Raw genomic sequence first — 17,850 nt, 5'->3', positions numbered from 1 at the left:
GGGCCGTTCATGTCTGATGTTAGTGTTCCCCTGCTGTTGTCGCTCAAGGTGGCGGGCTGGGCCACCTTCTTTTCCACCATGCTGGGTGTTTCGATTGCCTACGGCCTGTCGCGCTGGCGCTCGGCATGGTGCGATGCCCTGGATGCGGTGCTGACTTTACCGCTGGTCCTGCCGCCTACGGTCATCGGTTATTACCTGCTAGTTCTGTTGGGGCGCCGCGGCTGGCTGGGGTCATTCCTGGCGGATTGGGGCATCGTACTGGTCTTTACCTGGCAGGGGGCCGTGATCGCCGCAACGGTGGTTGCCTTCCCCATGGTGCTGAAAGCCGCCCGCGCCGCCTTCCAGGGTGTGGACCCCGCCCTGGAGAACGGCGCCCAGGTGCTGGGGGTAAGCGCCAGCGGCACCTTCTTCAGGGTGACGCTGCCGCTGGCCCTGCCCGGCATCCTGGCCGGCGTATTCCTGGCCTTTGCGCGCGCTCTGGGCGAATTCGGAGCCACGCTGATGATAGCGGGCAGCATCCCCGGGAAAACCCAGACCTTGTCCATTGCGATCTACGAGGCGGTGCAGGCGGGCAACGATGGCGTGGCCAACATTCTGGTGATAGTGACATCTTTCACCTGCATCGCGGTCTTGTGGATTGCCGGCAGACTGGCTCCGGACCGATCGCGAACGATGAGCCAGCGGACGGCTTTGCGATGATGCACCTGGATATCAAGCGGCGCATGCTTGCGGGCGCCAGGCAATTTCTTCTGGACATCCGGATAGACGCCAAGGCGCGCCGCATAGCCCTGTTCGGGCCTTCCGGCGCCGGCAAGACATTGACTGTGCAGGCCATTGCCGGGTTGATGCGTCCGGACAGCGGCTGCATACGGGTGTCTGGAACGACTTTCTACGATTCCCGGCAAGGCATTTTCCTGCCGCCCCAGCAGCGCCGGGTGGGCTATCTGCAGCAGGACTACGGTCTGTTTCCCCATTTGACGGTCGCGCAGAACGTGGGGTTTGGCCTGAGCGGCGGCTGGCTTAATCCCCGAGGCCGAACGCTGCCCCAGGCGGCCCGGCGCTGGATCGAGTCGTTCGAGCTGGACGGAATCCTGAACAGCTATCCGGCCGAAATATCCGGAGGGCAAAAACAACGTGTCGCCCTGGCTCGCGCGCTGGCGGTGGAGCCCGGCGTGCTGCTGCTGGACGAGCCCCTGTCCGCGCTCGATGCCGGCCTGCGCGAACGAATGCGCGATGAGCTGGCCGCGTTGCAGGCCAGGCTGGATATTCCGACGATTCTTATTACGCACGATCCCGACGATGCGCTGGTGCTGGCCGACCGCATCTACCAGATACAGGACGGACGGATTGTGGATGAATACGATCCGTCGCAACTGCCGTCGCGTCAGTCCAGAACGCCCACCATCACGCTGGATGCCTTGAAAATTGCATAGGCTTCCTGTTGTTCCCGCAGATTCATCGATGCCAGGCTTTCCATGCTTAGGATGGCGGCCACAATCTGGCCGCCCGGCAGCTCGATGCAGGCCTCGGCATTGACCGCGCCTTCCACGATGCGGCAGATGCGTCCGCGCAATTGATTGCGGGCCGACAGTTTCAGGCCTTTGCCGGGCAGTCCCACCATGACCGAAGACGCCTTGATGAATGCCAGCGCCCGCTTGCCCGGTTGCAGCCCCAGGTTCTGCACGCTTTCGCTGGTGATGGAGGCGACGATCTCGATGCCGCCCTCCAGGTCCAGGACGACTTCATCGTTCACCGCGCCGTGTTTGAGGCGGGCGACGGTACCGGGCAGCTTGTTGCGCACCGATGTCTGTACCATCATGTTCTGTATGAACTCCAGGTTTTGAGGCGAGGAACCGCTGGCCGCGGCCAGCCGCGCCATGAAGCGCTCGTGTTCCTTGCTGAGTAATTGATACAGCTGCAGCAGCTCTTGGGCACGCTGCGTCAGATGGGCGCCGCCGCCGCGCTGGCCGCCGGTGCTGCGCAGCACCAGGGGCTCGCCGGCCAGGTTGTTCATGGTGTCCACGGCATCCCAGGCCGCTTTGTAGCTCAGGCCGATTTTCCGGGCGGCCGCGCTGATGGAGCCTTCTTCGCTTATGGCGGTCAACAGCGCCATGCGCTTTTGGCTTCCCCAGTTTTGCTGGCCCGAACGAAACCATATCGAACCGCTCAATTCGATGTCGGCGGCGCGGGAAGGGGCGTTGTCCTGATTATGCATGGCACCCAGTTTAGGGCCTCTCAATGCTAAAAGGAAAGCCATCTGTCGTGCCGAGTCGTTAGAATGGACCCCTTGCAAATAGCGGCGCCCTAGAACGATGGATATATTCGACTCCGTGGATCTGGACGAGCTTTCGGGACCCGATTCCGAAAGCACACTGGTCCTGACGGTCAACAATCGCCATGCGCGGCGCGTGCTGGCCGAGTTGTCGGCCGGTCTGGGCTCGGGCCGCAGCGTCATGGCAGTACCCGATATCCTTCCCTTGTCGGCCTGGCTGAAAAGGGCTGCGGATCGGCTGTCCTTTGTGCCCGAATCGCGACAGGCCATGCACACGCTCGACGCTTTCGGGTCGCAACTGCTGTGGCAGCATGTCATCGCCGAGGCCGAGGCGGACCATGTCCTGCTGGACGTCGTTCAAGCCGCGCGCCTTGCCGCTGAAGCCGATCGCCTGGCCGACGATTGGCGCATCCGGGTTCCGCCGGAATACGAAACGTCCGACTATCAACGCTTTCGCGTATGGCGCGCCAACTACCGGGCGGCGTTGGACAAGATGGATATGGAGGATGGCAATACGGCCTACGAACGCATTTGCCAGGCCTTGGCCGGGGGCGTTCTGGATGTGGATTTCGATACGCTCGTCCTGGCGGGTTTCAATGAATTATCGCCACGCTTGTCCGGCATGCTGTCCGCCATGCGGGACCGGGGCGTACGCATGCGGACGCTGGCCCGCCCCGCGCAAGAGCCGGCAAGCCTGCAAAGGGTGCAAGCGCCCGATCCGGACGGCGAGTGGAAGCTGGCGGCACAATGGGCGGCAGATCAACTGGAGCGGAATCCCACTGGCAGGTATGCCATTGTGGCGGCGCGGCTGGAGGCCGACGTGGCATTGGCGCACCGCTATCTGCGCGGTGCTTTGGACCGCGGCACGCCGGGCCGCCCCATGGCGTATAACATCGCGGTAGCCCGGCCGCTGGCGGAATGGCCGCTGGCCCGGGCCGCCCTGCTGTGGCTGCGGGTCATGGCGGACTTCTCCCAGAAGAAGTTTTGCGCGCCCGCCGACGCCGGGGCCGCCTTGCTGGCGGGAGGGTGCCGCGCCGACGCCCAAGAGGCGGCCGGCCGGGCAAGCATCGACGCGCTTTGGCGGCGGCGCGCCCGGATCAAGGTGTCGGAAACGGATTTCGCTTCGGCGCTGGATCAGCACGCACCCCGTCTTGGCGAGGCTTGGCGGCTTTGCCGGCAGGCGCTGGACTGCCAGTCGGGGCCGGCGACCGTGGACATCTGGAGCCAGCGCTTTCGCCTGTGTTTGCAAACCCTGGGGTTTCCCGGCCAGTCCGTGCTCGACAGCCATGCCTTTCAAGCGGTCGAGGCCTTCGATGGACTCCTGGACAGCCTGGGCCGCCAGGCCGCGGTGGCCGGACGGATGGGGTTCTCCGGGGCCGTGGGATTGTTGCGGCGGCTTGCCCAGCAGACGCCTTTCCAGCCGCAGCGCGATCCGGATGCCCGGCTCGATGTGCTGGGATTCCTGGAGTCGGAAGGAGGGCGCTGGGACGGCGCCTGGGTGCTGGGACTGACTGACGAGGTCCTGCCCGCCACACCCAAGCCCAATCCCTTCATCCCCATGGCGGCCTTGCGGCAGGCCAACGCGCCGCGTGCCACGCCCGAGCGCGAACTGCATTGGGCGATGACGCTGTATGCCAGCCTGCTGGAATGCGCGCCGCAGGTCTGGCTCAGCCATCCCCAGCGCGAGGGCGAGCGCGAACTGCGCCCCAGCCCATGCATTGCCGGCCTGGAAGCCCGGGCTTCACAGCCGGTTCCTGGAACATCATCCGAATGCCGATTGGAGCGCCTGCTGGATGAGCAAGGGCCGCCATTGCGCAGCCAGGGCAAGACGCGCGGCGGCATCGCCGTCATCGATACGCAGGCGCGCAATCCTTTGTGGGCATTCGTGAAGTATCGGCTCGGCGCCAGCCGCTTGAAGGGCTATGCGGACATATCCGACCAGAATGCCCGCGGCCTGTTGCTGCATCGGGCCGTGGAGCTGGTCTGGCAGGTATTGGCCGACCAGGAAAATTTGCTGCGGCTTTGGAGCGATGGCGGGCTCGACATGCTGGTGGAGCAATCCGTACGGCGGGCCGCCGACGAGTGCCTGGTCGATTACGGTGCGACGCTGCGGGCGCTCGAGGCCGCGAGAGCCATTGCCATCGTGCATGAATGGCTGGCCCTGGAGCGGGCGCGCATGCCGTTCCGGGTACGCGACGTCGAGCAGGAATACGCTTGGCTGCACGGTCCGCTGGAGCTCAGCCTGCGGCTGGACCGCATCGACGAGCTGCAAGATGGCCGGCTGGTGCTGATCGATTACAAGTCAGGCAATGGGAATATCGACCCGAAGCCGGACTGGATGCGTGCGCGGCCGGTGGGACTGCAACTGCCTTTTTACGCGGCGGTGCTGGCCGAGGAGAATGCGCAAGTCGTTGCACTGGTCCTGGCCAAGCTGCATGCCCGCGATACGCTGGTAAAGGGCTTGGCGAAAGAGGACTACGGCTTTAAGGGGCTATCCGCTCCGCAAGACTGGCCCGATTTCGCCGGCTATTCCTGGGAGGGGTTGATGGCGCAATGGCGCGGCGCCATTCATGCGCTTGCGGACGAGTATGTGGCGGGCCATGCGGGCAACCGGGCCTTGCGGCCGGACGATCTGCAATACTGCGACGTGCTGCCTTTTTTACGTTTGACCGAGGAATACAGGCGTGACGACTAAACAGCCCAGCGACAGCGCCGTCCGCGCCGCGGCCATCGACCCCACGCAATCCTTTCTTATCCAGGCACCGGCCGGTTCGGGCAAGACGGAGCTGCTGACCGACCGCATCCTGGCGTTGCTGGCCACCGTCAGCCGGCCCGAGGAAATCGTGGCCATCACCTTTACGCGCAAGGCGGCATCCGAAATGCATGCCCGCGTCCTGGCCAAGCTGCGGGCCGGCCAGGAGCCGGCTCCTGAAGAGCATTACAAGCGGCGCAGTTGGGAACTGGCGCGCCGGGCCATGCAGCGCGACCAGGAACTGGGCTGGAACCTGCTTCAGTATCCCGCCCGTCTTGGCATACGCACCATCGACTCCTTCTGTACCTATCTGGTCCGGGCCATGCCGTGGTTGAGCGCGTTGGGGGGGCTGCCGGCCATAGCCGACGATGCGCGCGAACACTACGAAGCCGCGGCACAGGCCACGCTGGATATGGCGGACGATAACGAGTCGGTTGCGGCCCTGATCGCCCATCTGGATGTGGATGTCCGCGCGGCGCAGGGCCTGCTGGCCAATATGCTGGCCAGCCGCGATCAATGGCTGCCTTTGCTTGGCCCGGGCGGCAATGTCGATCAATTGCTGCGCAGCCTGGATGGCGCCATTGAAGCCGACCTGGCCCGTTTGTCGCGCGCCATGCCGCCCGGCTGGGCGGCGGCGCTGGCGCCCCCGGTCTCCCGCGCGGCCAATGTGCTGGAAGGCAGCGGCGAGTCCATGGATTTAAGCGCCCTGAAACACTGGGACGGACAACCCTTCGGCGACGATATATCCAGCCTGCCGCAGTGGCAGGCGCTGGCCGCCATCCTGTTGACGGGCAAGAATACCTTGCGGCGCACCGTGACCATCAAGCAGGGCTTCCAGGCCAAGGCGGACTACAAGGACGAGTTCCTGGCCTGGCTCAAGGCCATGCCCGAAACCGACGAATGGATTGCAGCCCTTGCCGATATCCGCTGCGCGCCGGGCAATGGCTATAGCGCCGAGCAATTGGAAGTCCTGAACCTGCTCATCGAGGTGCTCTGGCTGGCCGCGGCGCAATTGAACTTGCGCTTCACCGAGACCGCCGAGGTGGATTTCACCGAGATTTCGCGTCGCGCCGTGCAGGCCCTGGGACAGGTGGACGATCCGAGCGATCTGCTCTTGTCGCTCGACGCGGCCATCCGCCATATTCTGGTGGACGAGTTCCAGGACACCAGCCAGTCCCAGATTGAATTGCTCGAGCGCCTGACCTCGGGCTGGATGCAGGGCGACGGACGCACGCTGTTCGTGGTGGGCGATCCCATGCAATCGATCTATCGGTTCCGCAAGGCCGATGTAGGGTGCTTTCTTAAGGTCAAGGAAGACGGGCTGGGCGATATCGCGCTGACGGCCCTGGAACTGAAAGACAATTTCCGCTCGCAGGCCCACCTGGTGGATTGGGTGAATGCCACTTGCGGGCCAGTGTTTCCCAAAGAGAATCATCCTGGCTTGGGCGCAATCAAGTACACGCCGTCGGTGGCATTCAATGACGGCGTGCATGGGCTGGGCGTGGAGTTTCATCCTGTGTGGTCGCGCAAGGGGGAAGAAGAGGGCGGCGCCGCCGATTCCGCCATGGTGGCCGAGTCCATCGCCATCCAGCTTGCCAAGGAGGCCTTGCAAACGTATCAGGACAGCGAGCACCCGGTTGCGATTCTGGTCCGGGCGCGGACGCACTTGGACGATATCGTCCATCGCCTGACGCGGGAAAACATCCCTTGCCGCGCGGTCGAACTGGTTTCTCTGAAATCGCGCCAGGTCGTCGTGGACCTGGTGCAGCTGGCGCGGGCCTTGTCGCATCCGGCGGACAGATTGGCCTGGCTCTCGGTGTTGCGAGCGCCATTCTGCGGCCTTACGCTGGAGAGCCTGCACGCTTTGTTCGGCGCCGACCTGAATGCCGCAATACCCGCCGTCTTGTCCGCATGGCTGGCGCAGGACCAGCGCGGCGATTCGATCCTGGACGACAGCGAGGCCAAGCGCCTGCGCCGCGCCGCCACGGTCCTGCTCGATGCCTCCAATGCATCGGGAACCATACCGTTCGCATCATGGCTGGAAGATTGCTGGCGCCGGCTGGGCGGTTTCGATGTATATGGCGGCGCCAGCGATGCGGCCGATGCGGAACGCCTGTTCCGCCTGATCGAGGATCTGGCTCCTTACGGGAATCTGGATCCGGAAATGCTGGAGGACAGGCTGGAGAAACTCTATGCCGCGCCCAACAGCAGCGGCAAGGCGGTCGAGGTCATGACCATACACAAGTCCAAGGGGCTGGAATTCGAGACCGTGATTCTGACCGGTCTTCATCGGCGCCCCAAGGGCGACACGCCGCCGTTGATGCGTTTCGAGCACAGCGAAGGCGCATTGCTGCTGGGACCGATCCGGCACAGGGCGGCCGAGGAGTCCGAGCCGGTTTCCGTCTATTTGGCGGAGCGCGAAAAAAAACGCGCCGCCTATGAAACCGATCGCTTGCTGTATGTGGCCTTGACGCGGGCCCGCCGGCAACTGCATCTGATCGGCGAAGTCGGCCTGGATGGGGAAATGCAGGTAAAGCGGCCCGCCGGCGCATCGCTGCTGGGGCGCTTGTGGGACTATATGAAAGCGCCGCAGATTCCCGAGGCGTCCGAGCTGGATGCAGGCCCTGCGCCGTCGGCCGCGACGGGCGGGCAGCGCTTCCTGCTGCGCATGCCCCTTGCCTCCTTGCCCGAGCCGCCGACCGGCGTCACCGTTGCCAGGCCGGGCACACCCTGGCAATGGCGGTCGGAATCCGGCGATGAAAGCACCATCGGCACGGTAGCCCATGCCTGGCTGGAGCACATGGGAAAGGAAGGCGCGGACGCCTGGTCGCCCGAGCGCGTCGATGCCTGCCTGCCCATCTTCCGCCGGCAACTGAGCCGTGCCGGCCTGGCCGAGGCGGGGCTGGACGGCGCCGCGCAGGTTTTACGCGAAACGCTGGCCGCCACCCTGTCCAGCCAGAAGGGACAGTGGCTGCTTCGGGTTGCGCAGGCGCATCGGGAATGGTCGCTGCTGGACGTCAGCGGCCGCGTTTCAGTCATCGACCTGGCCATTTCGCAGGAGCGGGACTGGCTGGTGGTGGACTACAAGACGGGCGTGCCGCGCCAGGGCGAGGGCCTTGATGCTTTTGCCGCACGCATGCGCGAACGCTATCAGGAGCAGATCGAGCGCTATTGCGCTCACGTCAGCGCCTTGGACGGCCGGCCGGCGCGCGGTGCGCTGTACTTTCCCCGCGTCGATGTGTGGGTGGAGTTTGCGCCGGCGCTGCAGTAAACGCAACGCGCAAAGTCCTGTTAAACTCTTACTCGGCGGGCCCCTTCGCATGGTTCGGCGGTGAATCTGGTCAGGTCGGGAACGAAGCAGCCACAGTCGCTCAGAATCAGTGCCGAAGTCAGGCTCGCCCTTCCCCTTTCTTCATTTACCCCCAAATACCCCAAGCAGCGTCGAATCCGGTACACTTTTTGTTTATCTTTTCGATAGCTTCCGGTTTCAAGCTCATTGCATGACTTATCTGGTACTGGCGCGTAAATGGCGGCCACGTTCGTTTGACACCCTTATCGGCCAGGACCACGTGGTTCGTGCCTTGACGCATGCGCTTTCCACGCAGCGACTGCATCATGCCTGGTTGTTCACGGGCACCAGGGGGGTGGGCAAGACCACGCTGTCGCGCATCCTGGCCAAGTCCCTGAATTGCGAAACCGGCATCACGGCTACGCCCTGCGGTACCTGCCGCGCCTGCACCGAAATCGATGCCGGCCGATTCGTCGATTATGTCGAGCTCGATGCGGCGTCCAACCGGGGCGTCGAGGAAATGACGCAATTGCTTGAGCAGGCGGTCTACGCGCCCGGCAGCGGCCGCTTCAAGGTCTACATGATCGACGAAGTCCACATGCTGACCGGCCATGCGTTCAACGCCATGTTGAAGACGCTGGAAGAGCCGCCGCCTCATGTGAAATTCATACTGGCGACCACCGACCCCCAGAAGATTCCCGTTACCGTCCTGTCGCGCTGCCTGCAATTCAATCTGAAGCAGATGACGGGCGAATCCATCGTCGGGCATCTGAAAGAAGTCCTGGACCAGGAAAGCATCCCGTTTGAAACGCCCGCCTTGCGCCTGCTTGCGCAGGCCGCCTCCGGCTCCATGCGGGATGCGCTGTCGCTGACCGACCAGGCGATCGCCTATAGCGCCGGCAACCTGACCGGCGAGGCGGTCCAGGGCATGCTAGGCACCATCGACCAACGCCATCTGGTCGAGCTGTTGCAAGCCCTGGCGGCCGGCAGCGCAGCCAAGGTGCTGGACGTCGCCAACGAACTGGCGGCGCGCGGCCTTTCCTATACGGGCGCCCTGGGTGACCTGGCCGTGCTGCTGTCGCGCATTGCCATCCAGCAGCGGATTCCAGGCACTATACCGGCCGACGATCCGCTGGCCGAAGACATTGTTCAGCTTGCCGGCGTGCTGCACCCGGACCAGGCCCAGCTTTTCTATTCAGTGGCCGTGCATAGCCGCCAGGAACTTTCCCTGGCGCCCGATGAGTATGCAGGCTTTGTCATGGCCTGCCTGCGCATGCTGGCGCTGGTGCCCGTGAATGCGCCGGCGCCGCCTGCCCCGGGCCCAACCGGGCCTGCGCGCGCCGAGTCGCCCGGGATGGCGGACGCAGCGCCGCTGCGGCCGGAACCCGAAGCGGCGCCCGAACCATCGCCGGCGGCATTCGCCGGCCAGGCTGAGGCCGCATCGCCAGAGCCAACGCCCGCCAGGGCTTTGCGCAACGAGGCGCCGGCGGTTCGAGTCAACGCCGAGGCGGCTGCGCGCCCCGCTATTCCGGCGCGTCCCGCTGCCATCCCGGAAGCCGACGATGTCCCCGCGTGGGAAGATGCGCCGCAAGGCTCCTCTCAGGCGTCCCCGCCGGCCGGCCATGCCGTCAGGCAAGATCACCCCGTAAATGCTCCGGCGCCGACCACGGCCCAGGCATCCGCGGCGGCGGGCACGCCGGATGATGACGCCGGCGGTTTCGAAACCATGCATATTCCCGACCAGGAATATTTCGATGATGCGGGATACGAGCCTATCGGACTGGGCGATTCCGGGGGCGACGAGGCATCGGGCGATTTCGCGCCGCCCCAAGGTGCGCAAGAAGATATCGTGCCCGCTCTGTTCGCCGCCGAACGCAAAAAGGCCAAGGCCCCCCGCCCGCGCGACATGACCGCGCAGGCGTGGCCGGCGCTGGCGGCTTCGCTTCCCCTGACCGGATTGGCCGCCGAGCTGGCCCGCCAAAGCGAATGGCTCGGCTCGCAGGGCGAGCAGGTCACGCTGCGCGTTGCCATACGCACCCTGGCCGAAAGCCCGGGCAAGGCGCGGCTGCGCACCGTTCTGTCGGAGTATTTCGGCACGGTGATCCAGTTGGATGTGGAATACGGCGCCACCGGCGATGAAACCGCGCATGCCGTCGAACAGATGCAAAGGGCCGAAAGGCAGAAAGAGGCCGAGCAGGCCGTCGCCAACGATCCTTTCGTGCAAACGCTCGTCAACGAGTTCGGTGCCCAGGTGGTGCCCGGCTCGATCAGCGCCACACCCCGGAACCGGGCTGCGTAGGCGCTTTTCTTCTTTGTTTTTAAATTCTTCAGGAAAACCAACCATGATGAAAGGTCAGATCGCCGGTTTGATGCGCCAGGCCCAGCAGATGCAGGAAAACATGAAAAAGGCGCAGGAAGCCTTGGCGGAAATCATCGTCGAGGGCGCTTCCGGCGGCGGCCTGGTCAAGGTGTCCATGAGCTGTCGGCATGACGTCAAGCGCGTCACCATCGATCCCAGCCTGTTGGCCGACGACAAAGACATGCTGGAAGATCTTGTGGCGGCGGCGTTCAACGATGCTTTGCGCAAGGCCGAAGCCACTTCGCAGGAAAAAATGGCGTCGGTCACGGCCGGCATGCCCATGCCTCCCGGAATGAAGCTGCCGTTCTGATGCAAGCGCCGCTGCCCGAACCCGAACCGCTCACCACGCTCATAGAGGCCCTGCGCCGCTTGCCGGGCGTCGGACTGCGTTCGGCCAGGCGCATGGCCTACCACTTGATGCAGCACGACCTTGGAGCCGCGGATCAGCTAAGCCGCGCGCTGGCGTCGGCCGTGAAGGACTTGCGCCACTGTGCGCAATGCAACGGTTTCGCCGAGGAAGAGGTCTGCGCCACCTGCGCCAATCCCAAGCGCGACGGTTCCGTGCTTTGCGTCGTCGAAACGCCCGCCGACCAGAACATGATCGAATCCAGCCACGGGTATCGCGGCCTGTATTACGTGCTGATGGGGCGCCTGGCGCCGCTGGAAGGCGTAGGCCCCCAGGAACTGCAGTTCGACCGCCTGGTGAAGCGGGCCTCCGACGGCGTCGTGCGCGAGGTCATATTGGCCACCAACTTCACGGCCGAAGGCGAAACCACGGCGCACTATCTATCGGAGCTCCTGCGCGCCCAGGGCCTGTCGGTAAGCCGGCTGGCGCGCGGCGTACCCGCCGGCAGCGAGCTGGAATACGTCGATGCCGGAACCATCGCCTGGGCCCTGATGGAGCGGCGCAGCACCTGACCTGTACGGGCGGCATGGTGCAACTCCCGATAATCAGGTGGAATATTCTCGGGTAATATCAGGAAATAAATTTTTTCCAGGAGACTTCCCATGTCCGTATCGCGTCGTGATTTGCTCAAATTGGCCGGCGTAGCCGGTGCCGCAACCGTGGCCCCAGGTCTTGTCCGTGCCCAAGCGCTTGAAAAGAAAGAAGTAACCATCGCTGTGGGCGGCCAGGCGCTTATTTATTATCTGCCCTTGTCCATCGCCAACATCAAAGGCTATTTCAAGGACGAAGGCCTGGATGCCAAGATCGTCGACTTCGCGGGCGGATCCAAGGCCTTGCAGGCAGTGGTCGGCGGCAGCGCCGATGTCGTTTCGGGCGCGTTCGAGCACACCATCAACTTGCAGTCCAAGGGTCAGGCCTACCGCGCCTTTGCGCAGCAAGGCCAGGCCCCCATGATCGTGCTGGTGGTTTCCAAGAAAACCATGGCCGACTACAAATCGCCGGCCGACTTGAAGGGCAAGAAAATCGGCGTTACGGCGCCCGGTTCCTCCACCAACATGATGGCCAGCTTCTTCCTGGCCCAGCATGGCCTGAAGCCCACTGATGTTTCCTTTGTCGGAGTGGGCGCCGGCGCCGGCGCCATTACCGCCATGCGCACCGGCCAGATCGACGCCATGGCCAACCTGGACCCCGTCATCAGCACCCTGATCAAGGAAGACGCCGTCAAGGTCATCGCCGATACGCGCACCCTGAAAGACACCCACCAGATTTTCGGCGGCAACATGCCATCGGGCTGCCTGTATACCTCGCAGGAATTCATCGACAAGAATCCCAACACCACCCAGGCACTGGCCAATGCCATCGTGCGCGCCGACAAATGGATACAGGCCGCCAGCCCCGACGAGATCGCCAAGGTGGTCCCCGAAGGCTATCTGCTGGGCGATCCGGAACTCTACAAACTGGCCCTGAAAGGCAACAAAGAAGCGCTGTCGCCGGACGGCAGCGTGGCTGAAGACGGCCCGAAAACCGCGCTGAAGGCTCTGGCCGCCTTCGTCCCCAACTTCCCGGCCGACAAGATCGACATTTCCAAGATCTGGACCAACGACTTCGTTGCCAAGGCAAACAAAAAATATCCCCATGCTTGATGCCGCACTGTTGCTTGAAAACATTACCTGCACCTTCGCGTCCAACGAAGGCGCGGGTAAAAGCTATACCGCTGTAAAAGAGGCCTCCATCGCCATCGCCCCGGGCGAATTCGTTTCGGTGGTGGGGCCCACCGGCTGCGGCAAGTCCACCCTGCTCAATGTCGGGGCGGGCTTGCTGCAGCCTTCATCGGGCCAGGTCAAAGTCTTCGGCAAGTCGCTGCAAGGCGTGAATCACCGCGCCGGCTACATGTTCCAGGGCGAAGCCCTGATGCCCTGGCGCAGCGCCTTGGCCAATGTCACCGCGGGCCTGGAATTCGCCGGCATTCCGGCCGAACAGGCCAGGACGCAAGGCCTGGAGTGGCTGAAAAGAGTGGGGCTGGGCGGATTCGAGAACCGCTATCCGCACCAGATGTCCGGCGGCATGCGCAAGCGCGCCATGCTGGCGCAAACGCTGATACGCGACCCTGACATCATCCTTATGGACGAGCCCTTCTCGGCGCTCGATGTCCAGACGCGCCAGCTAATGGAAAACGAGGTCCTCGATCTGTGGATGGCCAAGCGCAAGGCCGTGCTGTTCATCACGCACGATCTGGACGAGGCCATTGCCATGAGCGATCGCGTGGTCGTGCTGTCGGCCGGGCCCGCCACGCATCCCATCGGCGAGTTCGATATCGATATCCCGAGGCCGCGCGACGTCGCCGAAGTGCGCAGCAATCCGCGGTTCATCGAGTTGCACAAGGCCATCTGGGATGTCTTGCGCGAAGAAGTGCTAAAGGGCTATGCCCAACAAAAACGGGCCTGAGATGTCGAAGCCAATCAAATCCAATTCCCTCTACTTGCGGTTCTGGCAGATATTGATGCTGGTCATTGTCCTTGTCGCCTGGCACCTGGCCTCGCAAGACAGGAATTTTGCCTTTTTCTTCGGACAGCCGGTCGAAGTGGCCAAGGTCATATGGGCCTGGTTCGTGACCAATGCCGATATTTACCGGCATCTGGGCGTGACACTGACCGAAACCGTGCTGGCTTTCGTAATAGGCACGGTCGCCGGCCTGGGTTTCGGCCTCTGGCTGGGCCTGTCGCGCGGCGCCAGCGCTTTGCTCGACCCCTATATCACCGCCGCCAACTCCATGCCGCGCGTCATCCTGGCGCCGATATTCGGCATGTGGTTCGGCCTGGGCATCTGGTCCAAAGTGGCGCTGGCCGTGACCCTGGTGTTTTTCATTGTGTTCTTCAACGTCTACCAGGGCGTGCGCGAGGTCAGCACGACCTTGCTGGACAATGCCCGCATGCTGGGCGCCAACCGCAAGCAATTGCTGCGCCATGTGTATATCCCCTCGGCCACCAGTTGGGTTTTTTCCAGCCTGCACACCTCCGTCGGCCTGGCTTTCGTGGGGGCGGTGGTGGGTGAATACCTGGGCTCGGCCAGCGGCGTCGGCTACCTTATCCTGCAGGCCGAAGGCACGCTGGACGTGAACACGGTGTTTGCGGGCATCGTGGTCCTGACTATCTTCGCCTTGTTGCTGGATGGATTGGTAACCCTGGTGGAAGACCGCTTGCTGGCCTGGAAGCCCAAGGCGGGCGAAACCGAGAAACTGTAGTCTTCATGACAACACCGATATGTCTTGCGGGCCGCGGCCGCGTTGCGGCTTGCCGCCGCCGGCAAGGCCTTGCGATACAGGTGCTTTAATGCGTGGGAACAGCGACGACTACCGCGCCATCTTCCTGAACGATGTGCCCATCCTGGATGTCCGCGCCCCGGTCGAGTTCGCCAAGGGCGCCTTTCCGCAAGCCTTGAACCGTCCCCTGATGGACGACGACGAACGCGTCCGGGTCGGCACCTGCTACAAGCAGAAGGGCAGCCAGGCCGCCATCGATCTCGGTCATCGTCTGGTGGCGGGCGCCGTCAAGGCTGAACGCATTCAGGCCTGGGCGGACTTTGCCCGCGCCCACCCCGATGGCTATTTGTACTGTTTCCGTGGCGGATTGCGCTCGCAGATCAGCCAGCAATGGCTGAAGGCCGAGACAGGAATCGATTACCCGCGCATACTTGGCGGCTACAAGGCAATGCGCGGCTTCCTGCTTCAGACGATGGACTCGGTGATATCCGAATGCGGCTTCATCCTGCTCGGCGGACTGACCGGCGTGGGCAAGACGGAGCTTCTGGAACAACTGGACAACGGCATCGATCTGGAGCGCCATGCGCGGCATCGCGGGTCCAGCTTCGGCCGTCACGCTACACCGCAGCCGGTGCAGATCGATTTCGAAAATGCCCTGGCCATCGATTTTCTGAAGAAGCGTTCCCGGGGCTTGCGGTCGTTCGTCCTGGAAGAAGAGAGCCGCATGATAGGCCGTTGCTCGTTGCCGTTTGCTCTGCACCAGAAGATGCCCGGCTACCCGTTGATCTGGCTGGAAGACAGCCTTGCCGGTCGTGTCCAGCGTATTCTGGGCGACTACGTGATTGACCTCTGCGCGGAATTCATCGCCCTGCTTGGCGACGAGGCGGGCTTCACCGCTTTTGAAGAGCGGCTCAGGCACTGCCTCCGCAAGATCGTCAAGCGCCTGGGATGGGAACGTTATCAGCGGCTCGCGGGCATCATGGATGCCGCCTTGGCGGAGCAGCGGCGCAGCGGGTCGCTTGATTTGCATCTGGGGTGGATAGAAGGCTTGCTGAACGAATACTACGATCCCATGTACGCTTATCAGCGCGAGCAGAATGCCGGGCGCATCGTGTTCGTCGGCGAGCAGCAGGCGGTGGCGGAGTACCTGCGCCACCGTAAAAACCGGGAGGATCATCATGGACAAGATCCGGATCGATAAATGGCTTTGGGCGGCCCGCTTCTACAAGACCCGCAGCCTGGCGGCGGATGAAATCGGCAAGGGCAGGGTGTTGGTGAACGATCTGCCCGCCAAGCCCTCGCGCGAGGTTGCGGTGGGCGATCTGGTCAGCGTCCGCAAGGAAGATCCCGCTGTCCAGGTGCGTGTATGCGGGCTGAGCAGCGTGCGCGGGCCTGCTTCCGTGGCCAGCCGGCTGTATGAGGAAACACCCGAAAGCGTGGCGGCGCGCGAGCGGGCCGCCGAAATGAGGCGGCTTGCGCCCGGACCGGCCCATGACATGGCCGCCGGACGGCCTACCAAGCGCGACCGAAGGCGGATCGATTTTGCGCGGGGCAAGTAAACTAAGCAGCCCGGCTGCGCGGGCATCCGCCGGTGCCGCTGCTTGAACCCCCGTCCTGTATGCCTTCTATGAGTACGCCCATGACCGAGCCCGCCGACGCGCATCTGATCGAAACCCTGCTTGACAGCCAAACCCTGTTCGACGGAAGCTTCCTGAAGGCACGCCGCGACACCGTGCGCCTGCCGGACGGCAAGAGCGCCAGCCGCGAATACATCGTGCATCCCGGCGCGGTCGTCATCATCCCCTTGCTGGATGATGATCATGTGCTGGTGGAGCGCCAGTTCCGCTACCCCGTCAGCCGGGTCATGACGGAGTTTCCTGCAGGCAAACTCGATCCCGGCGAAGACCCGCTGATCTGTGCAAAGCGCGAACTGCTGGAAGAAACGGGCTTCAGCGGAGGGCAGTGGGCCTATGCCGGCGCGATGCATCTGGCCATTGCCTACTCCACCGAGATCATCCATATTTTCTTTGCGCGCAAGCTTATTCCCGGACCGCCGCAATTGGATGCCGACGAGTTTCTGGAAGCCCGGGCCATGCCTGTGCAAGACCTGCTGGACGCATGCCGCAAGGGCGGCATTACCGATGCCAAGACTCTTACCTGCACATTGTGGCTGCAGAACGTTCGCGCCGGCGCCTGGACTTTGGACTGGAAGGACTGATTGGAGCGTTGGCCGCCGACATTCAGGCCTTTTCCATCTTCCTTGCCGGCTGTTCCGTTTGCTCCATCTTGTTTAAGGCCGCCGCCAGGCTGGCGACCGTGCGATCCACGTTGTGCAGCTTGTCCAGGCCGAACAAGCCGATGCGGAAGGTCTTGAAGCCTTGCGGCTCGTCACATTGCAGCGGCACGCCCGCCGCGGCTTGAAGGCCGGCCTGGGCGAATTTCTTGGCCGATTGCATGCCATCGTCGTCGGTGTAGCTGACCACCACCCCGGGAGCCTCGAAGCCTGGCGCGGCCACGCTTCTGTAGCCTTTTTCCCGCAACAACCGGCGCACCTTGTCGCCCAGTTCCCGCTGTTCGGCGCGCACCTTTTCAAAGCCATAGGCCTCGGTCTCGGCCATGACGTCGCGCAACACGGTCAATGAATCGGTGGGCATGGTGGCATGGTAGGCAAAGCCGCCTTGCTCATAGGCTTCCATGATTTGCAGCCATTTGCGCAAATCGCAGGCGAAGCTGGTGCTGGTGGTGGTCTCGATCTTCTTGCGGGCCGAATCGCCCAACATGACCAGCGCGCAGCATGCCGAAGCCGTCCAGCCTTTTTGTGGCGCGCTGATCAGGACGTCGACGCCCACGGCCCGCATGTCGACCCAGATCGTGCCGGAGGCTATGCAATCCAGCACGAACAGTCCGCCGGCCTCGTGTACCGCCGCCGCCAGCTGCAGCATGTAATCGTCGGGCAGCATAATGCCCGACGCGGTTTCCACATGAGCGGCAAAGACCAGGTCGGGCTGGTATTCCTTGATGGCCGCCACGACGTCCTCGATGGCCGGAGGCGCAAAAGCCGCCTGCTTGCCATCGTCCACGGGGCTGGCCTTCAGGACCCGGGTTTCGGAGGGAATGCCGCCCATGTCGAAAATCTGGCTCCAGCGAAAACTGAACCAGCCATTTCGGATCACCATGCATTTTTTGCCTGTCGCGAACTGGCGCGCGACCGCTTCCATGCCGAAGGTGCCGCTACCAGGCACCACAATCGCCGATTCGGCGTTATAGACATGCTTCAGTGTTCTGGAAATGTCCTTCATCACTCCCTGGAAAGCGCCGGACATGTGATTCAGGGCGCGGTCGGTGTACACCACCGAATACTCGAGCAATCCATCAGGGTCGACATCAGGCAGCAGGCCGGACATGGTGTTCTCCAAAAATAGCGCATGAGGGGCTTGACCGGATGCGCGGGACAGGAAATCGCCGATCTCCCGCAGGGCTTTGCCGCCTGGGGCGGCAATCAGCCGATTTTAG

General features: G+C 63.4%; 15 protein-coding genes and 1 other RNA gene. 14 read left to right on the top strand and 2 right to left on the bottom strand.

Features of this window, described 5'->3' with window-relative positions; translation table 11 throughout:
- Nucleotides 1-9 precede the first annotated feature (9 nt).
- Entirely contained in the window at nt 10-699 is a 690-nt protein-coding gene (modB, locus tag V0R37_RS16315) for a molybdate ABC transporter permease subunit (RefSeq protein WP_420375512.1), read from the top strand.
- Nucleotides 696-1,433, top strand: coding sequence for an ATP-binding cassette domain-containing protein (locus tag V0R37_RS16310; protein WP_420375511.1), 738 nt, complete (start codon nt 696-698; stop codon nt 1,431-1,433). Before modB ends, V0R37_RS16310 begins: the two co-directional genes overlap by 4 nt.
- On the opposite strand, the gene V0R37_RS16305 is transcribed toward V0R37_RS16310, so the two are convergent.
- A complete protein-coding gene (locus tag V0R37_RS16305) occupies nt 1,385-2,257 on the bottom strand; it encodes a TOBE domain-containing protein (RefSeq protein WP_420375510.1) in 873 nt (290 codons plus the stop codon). The two genes, V0R37_RS16310 and V0R37_RS16305, sit on opposite strands and share 49 nt — an antisense overlap.
- A gap of 55 nt (nt 2,258-2,312) precedes the next feature.
- Here V0R37_RS16305 and V0R37_RS16300 point away from each other — a divergent pair, with 55 nt between their 5' ends.
- The 12 genes from V0R37_RS16300 to V0R37_RS16245 all read left to right on the top strand — a co-directional run bounded on the left by V0R37_RS16300 (nt 2,313) and on the right by V0R37_RS16245 (nt 16,555).
- Nucleotides 2,313-4,967, top strand: coding sequence for a PD-(D/E)XK nuclease family protein (locus V0R37_RS16300; RefSeq protein WP_420375509.1), 2,655 nt, complete (start codon nt 2,313-2,315; stop codon nt 4,965-4,967).
- Nucleotides 4,957-8,295 (top strand): UvrD-helicase domain-containing protein, encoded by a 3,339-nt coding sequence (locus V0R37_RS16295; protein WP_420375508.1) that lies wholly within the window; start codon nt 4,957-4,959, stop codon nt 8,293-8,295. Before V0R37_RS16300 ends, V0R37_RS16295 begins: the two co-directional genes overlap by 11 nt.
- 34 nt (nt 8,296-8,329) lie before the next feature.
- Nucleotides 8,330-8,427: signal recognition particle sRNA small type (gene ffs / locus V0R37_RS16290), an RNA gene on the top strand.
- Between the two features lie 97 nt (nt 8,428-8,524).
- Entirely contained in the window at nt 8,525-10,612 is a 2,088-nt protein-coding gene (locus V0R37_RS16285) for a DNA polymerase III subunit gamma/tau (RefSeq protein ID WP_420375507.1), read from the top strand.
- A 43-nt stretch (nt 10,613-10,655) separates the two neighbouring features.
- Nucleotides 10,656-10,982 carry a YbaB/EbfC family nucleoid-associated protein gene (locus tag V0R37_RS16280; RefSeq protein WP_420375506.1) on the top strand — a complete coding sequence of 109 codons (327 nt, stop codon included), beginning with the start codon at nt 10,656-10,658 and terminating at the stop codon, nt 10,980-10,982.
- Complete coding sequence (recR, locus tag V0R37_RS16275) at nt 10,982-11,590, top strand: recombination mediator RecR (RefSeq protein ID WP_420375505.1); 609 nt, start codon at nt 10,982-10,984, stop codon at nt 11,588-11,590. The genes V0R37_RS16280 and recR overlap by 1 nt, the downstream gene beginning before the upstream one ends.
- 90 nt (nt 11,591-11,680) lie before the next feature.
- Nucleotides 11,681-12,721: an ABC transporter substrate-binding protein gene (locus tag V0R37_RS16270; protein WP_420375504.1), complete on the top strand. Its 1,041-nt coding sequence runs from the start codon at nt 11,681-11,683 to the stop codon at nt 12,719-12,721.
- Nucleotides 12,714-13,523 carry an ABC transporter ATP-binding protein gene (locus tag V0R37_RS16265; RefSeq protein ID WP_420375503.1) on the top strand — a complete coding sequence of 270 codons (810 nt, stop codon included), beginning with the start codon at nt 12,714-12,716 and terminating at the stop codon, nt 13,521-13,523. Before V0R37_RS16270 ends, V0R37_RS16265 begins: the two co-directional genes overlap by 8 nt.
- Nucleotide 13,524: 1 nt before the next feature.
- Nucleotides 13,525-14,319, top strand: a complete 795-nt coding sequence (locus V0R37_RS16260; RefSeq protein WP_420375502.1) for an ABC transporter permease — start codon at nt 13,525-13,527, stop codon at nt 14,317-14,319.
- A gap of 88 nt (nt 14,320-14,407) precedes the next feature.
- Nucleotides 14,408-15,538, top strand: coding sequence for a tRNA 2-selenouridine(34) synthase MnmH (gene mnmH, locus V0R37_RS16255; RefSeq protein ID WP_420375501.1), 1,131 nt, complete (start codon nt 14,408-14,410; stop codon nt 15,536-15,538).
- On the top strand, nt 15,516-15,896 hold the full coding sequence (locus V0R37_RS16250) for an RNA-binding S4 domain-containing protein (protein ID WP_420375500.1): 381 nt from the start codon (nt 15,516-15,518) through the stop codon (nt 15,894-15,896). The genes mnmH and V0R37_RS16250 overlap by 23 nt, the downstream gene beginning before the upstream one ends.
- A gap of 80 nt (nt 15,897-15,976) precedes the next feature.
- On the top strand, nt 15,977-16,555 hold the full coding sequence (locus tag V0R37_RS16245) for an NUDIX domain-containing protein (protein ID WP_420375499.1): 579 nt from the start codon (nt 15,977-15,979) through the stop codon (nt 16,553-16,555).
- A 22-nt stretch (nt 16,556-16,577) separates the two neighbouring features.
- Here the strand turns inward: V0R37_RS16245 and V0R37_RS16240 are convergent, their stop codons facing one another.
- A complete protein-coding gene (locus V0R37_RS16240) occupies nt 16,578-17,741 on the bottom strand; it encodes an aminotransferase class V-fold PLP-dependent enzyme (RefSeq protein WP_420375498.1) in 1,164 nt (387 codons plus the stop codon).
- Nucleotides 17,742-17,850: the final 109 nt, after the last annotated feature.

The organism is Pollutimonas rozaliensis (genome assembly GCF_048751585.1).
Taxonomy (GTDB): Bacteria; Pseudomonadota; Gammaproteobacteria; order Burkholderiales; family Burkholderiaceae_B.
The sequence above is the reverse complement of the archived record's forward strand: the minus strand, read 5'-3'. Positions and strand labels throughout refer to the sequence as shown.

Coding starts and splice junctions, on each gene's coding strand:
- V0R37_RS16300 (WP_420375509.1), top strand. CDS start 2,313: ATGGATATATTCGACTCCGTGGATCTGGACGAGCTTTCGGGACCCGAT.
- V0R37_RS16240 (WP_420375498.1), bottom strand. CDS start 17,741: ATGTCCGGCCTGCTGCCTGATGTCGACCCTGATGGATTGCTCGAGTAT.
- V0R37_RS16265 (WP_420375503.1), top strand. CDS start 12,714: ATGCTTGATGCCGCACTGTTGCTTGAAAACATTACCTGCACCTTCGCG.
- modB (WP_420375512.1), top strand. CDS start 10: ATGTCTGATGTTAGTGTTCCCCTGCTGTTGTCGCTCAAGGTGGCGGGC.
- V0R37_RS16250 (WP_420375500.1), top strand. CDS start 15,516: ATGGACAAGATCCGGATCGATAAATGGCTTTGGGCGGCCCGCTTCTAC.
- V0R37_RS16285 (WP_420375507.1), top strand. CDS start 8,525: ATGACTTATCTGGTACTGGCGCGTAAATGGCGGCCACGTTCGTTTGAC.
- V0R37_RS16270 (WP_420375504.1), top strand. CDS start 11,681: ATGTCCGTATCGCGTCGTGATTTGCTCAAATTGGCCGGCGTAGCCGGT.
- V0R37_RS16245 (WP_420375499.1), top strand. CDS start 15,977: ATGACCGAGCCCGCCGACGCGCATCTGATCGAAACCCTGCTTGACAGC.
- V0R37_RS16310 (WP_420375511.1), top strand. CDS start 696: ATGATGCACCTGGATATCAAGCGGCGCATGCTTGCGGGCGCCAGGCAA.
- V0R37_RS16260 (WP_420375502.1), top strand. CDS start 13,525: ATGTCGAAGCCAATCAAATCCAATTCCCTCTACTTGCGGTTCTGGCAG.
- recR (WP_420375505.1), top strand. CDS start 10,982: ATGCAAGCGCCGCTGCCCGAACCCGAACCGCTCACCACGCTCATAGAG.
- mnmH (WP_420375501.1), top strand. CDS start 14,408: ATGCGTGGGAACAGCGACGACTACCGCGCCATCTTCCTGAACGATGTG.
- V0R37_RS16305 (WP_420375510.1), bottom strand. CDS start 2,257: ATGGCTTTCCTTTTAGCATTGAGAGGCCCTAAACTGGGTGCCATGCAT.
- V0R37_RS16280 (WP_420375506.1), top strand. CDS start 10,656: ATGATGAAAGGTCAGATCGCCGGTTTGATGCGCCAGGCCCAGCAGATG.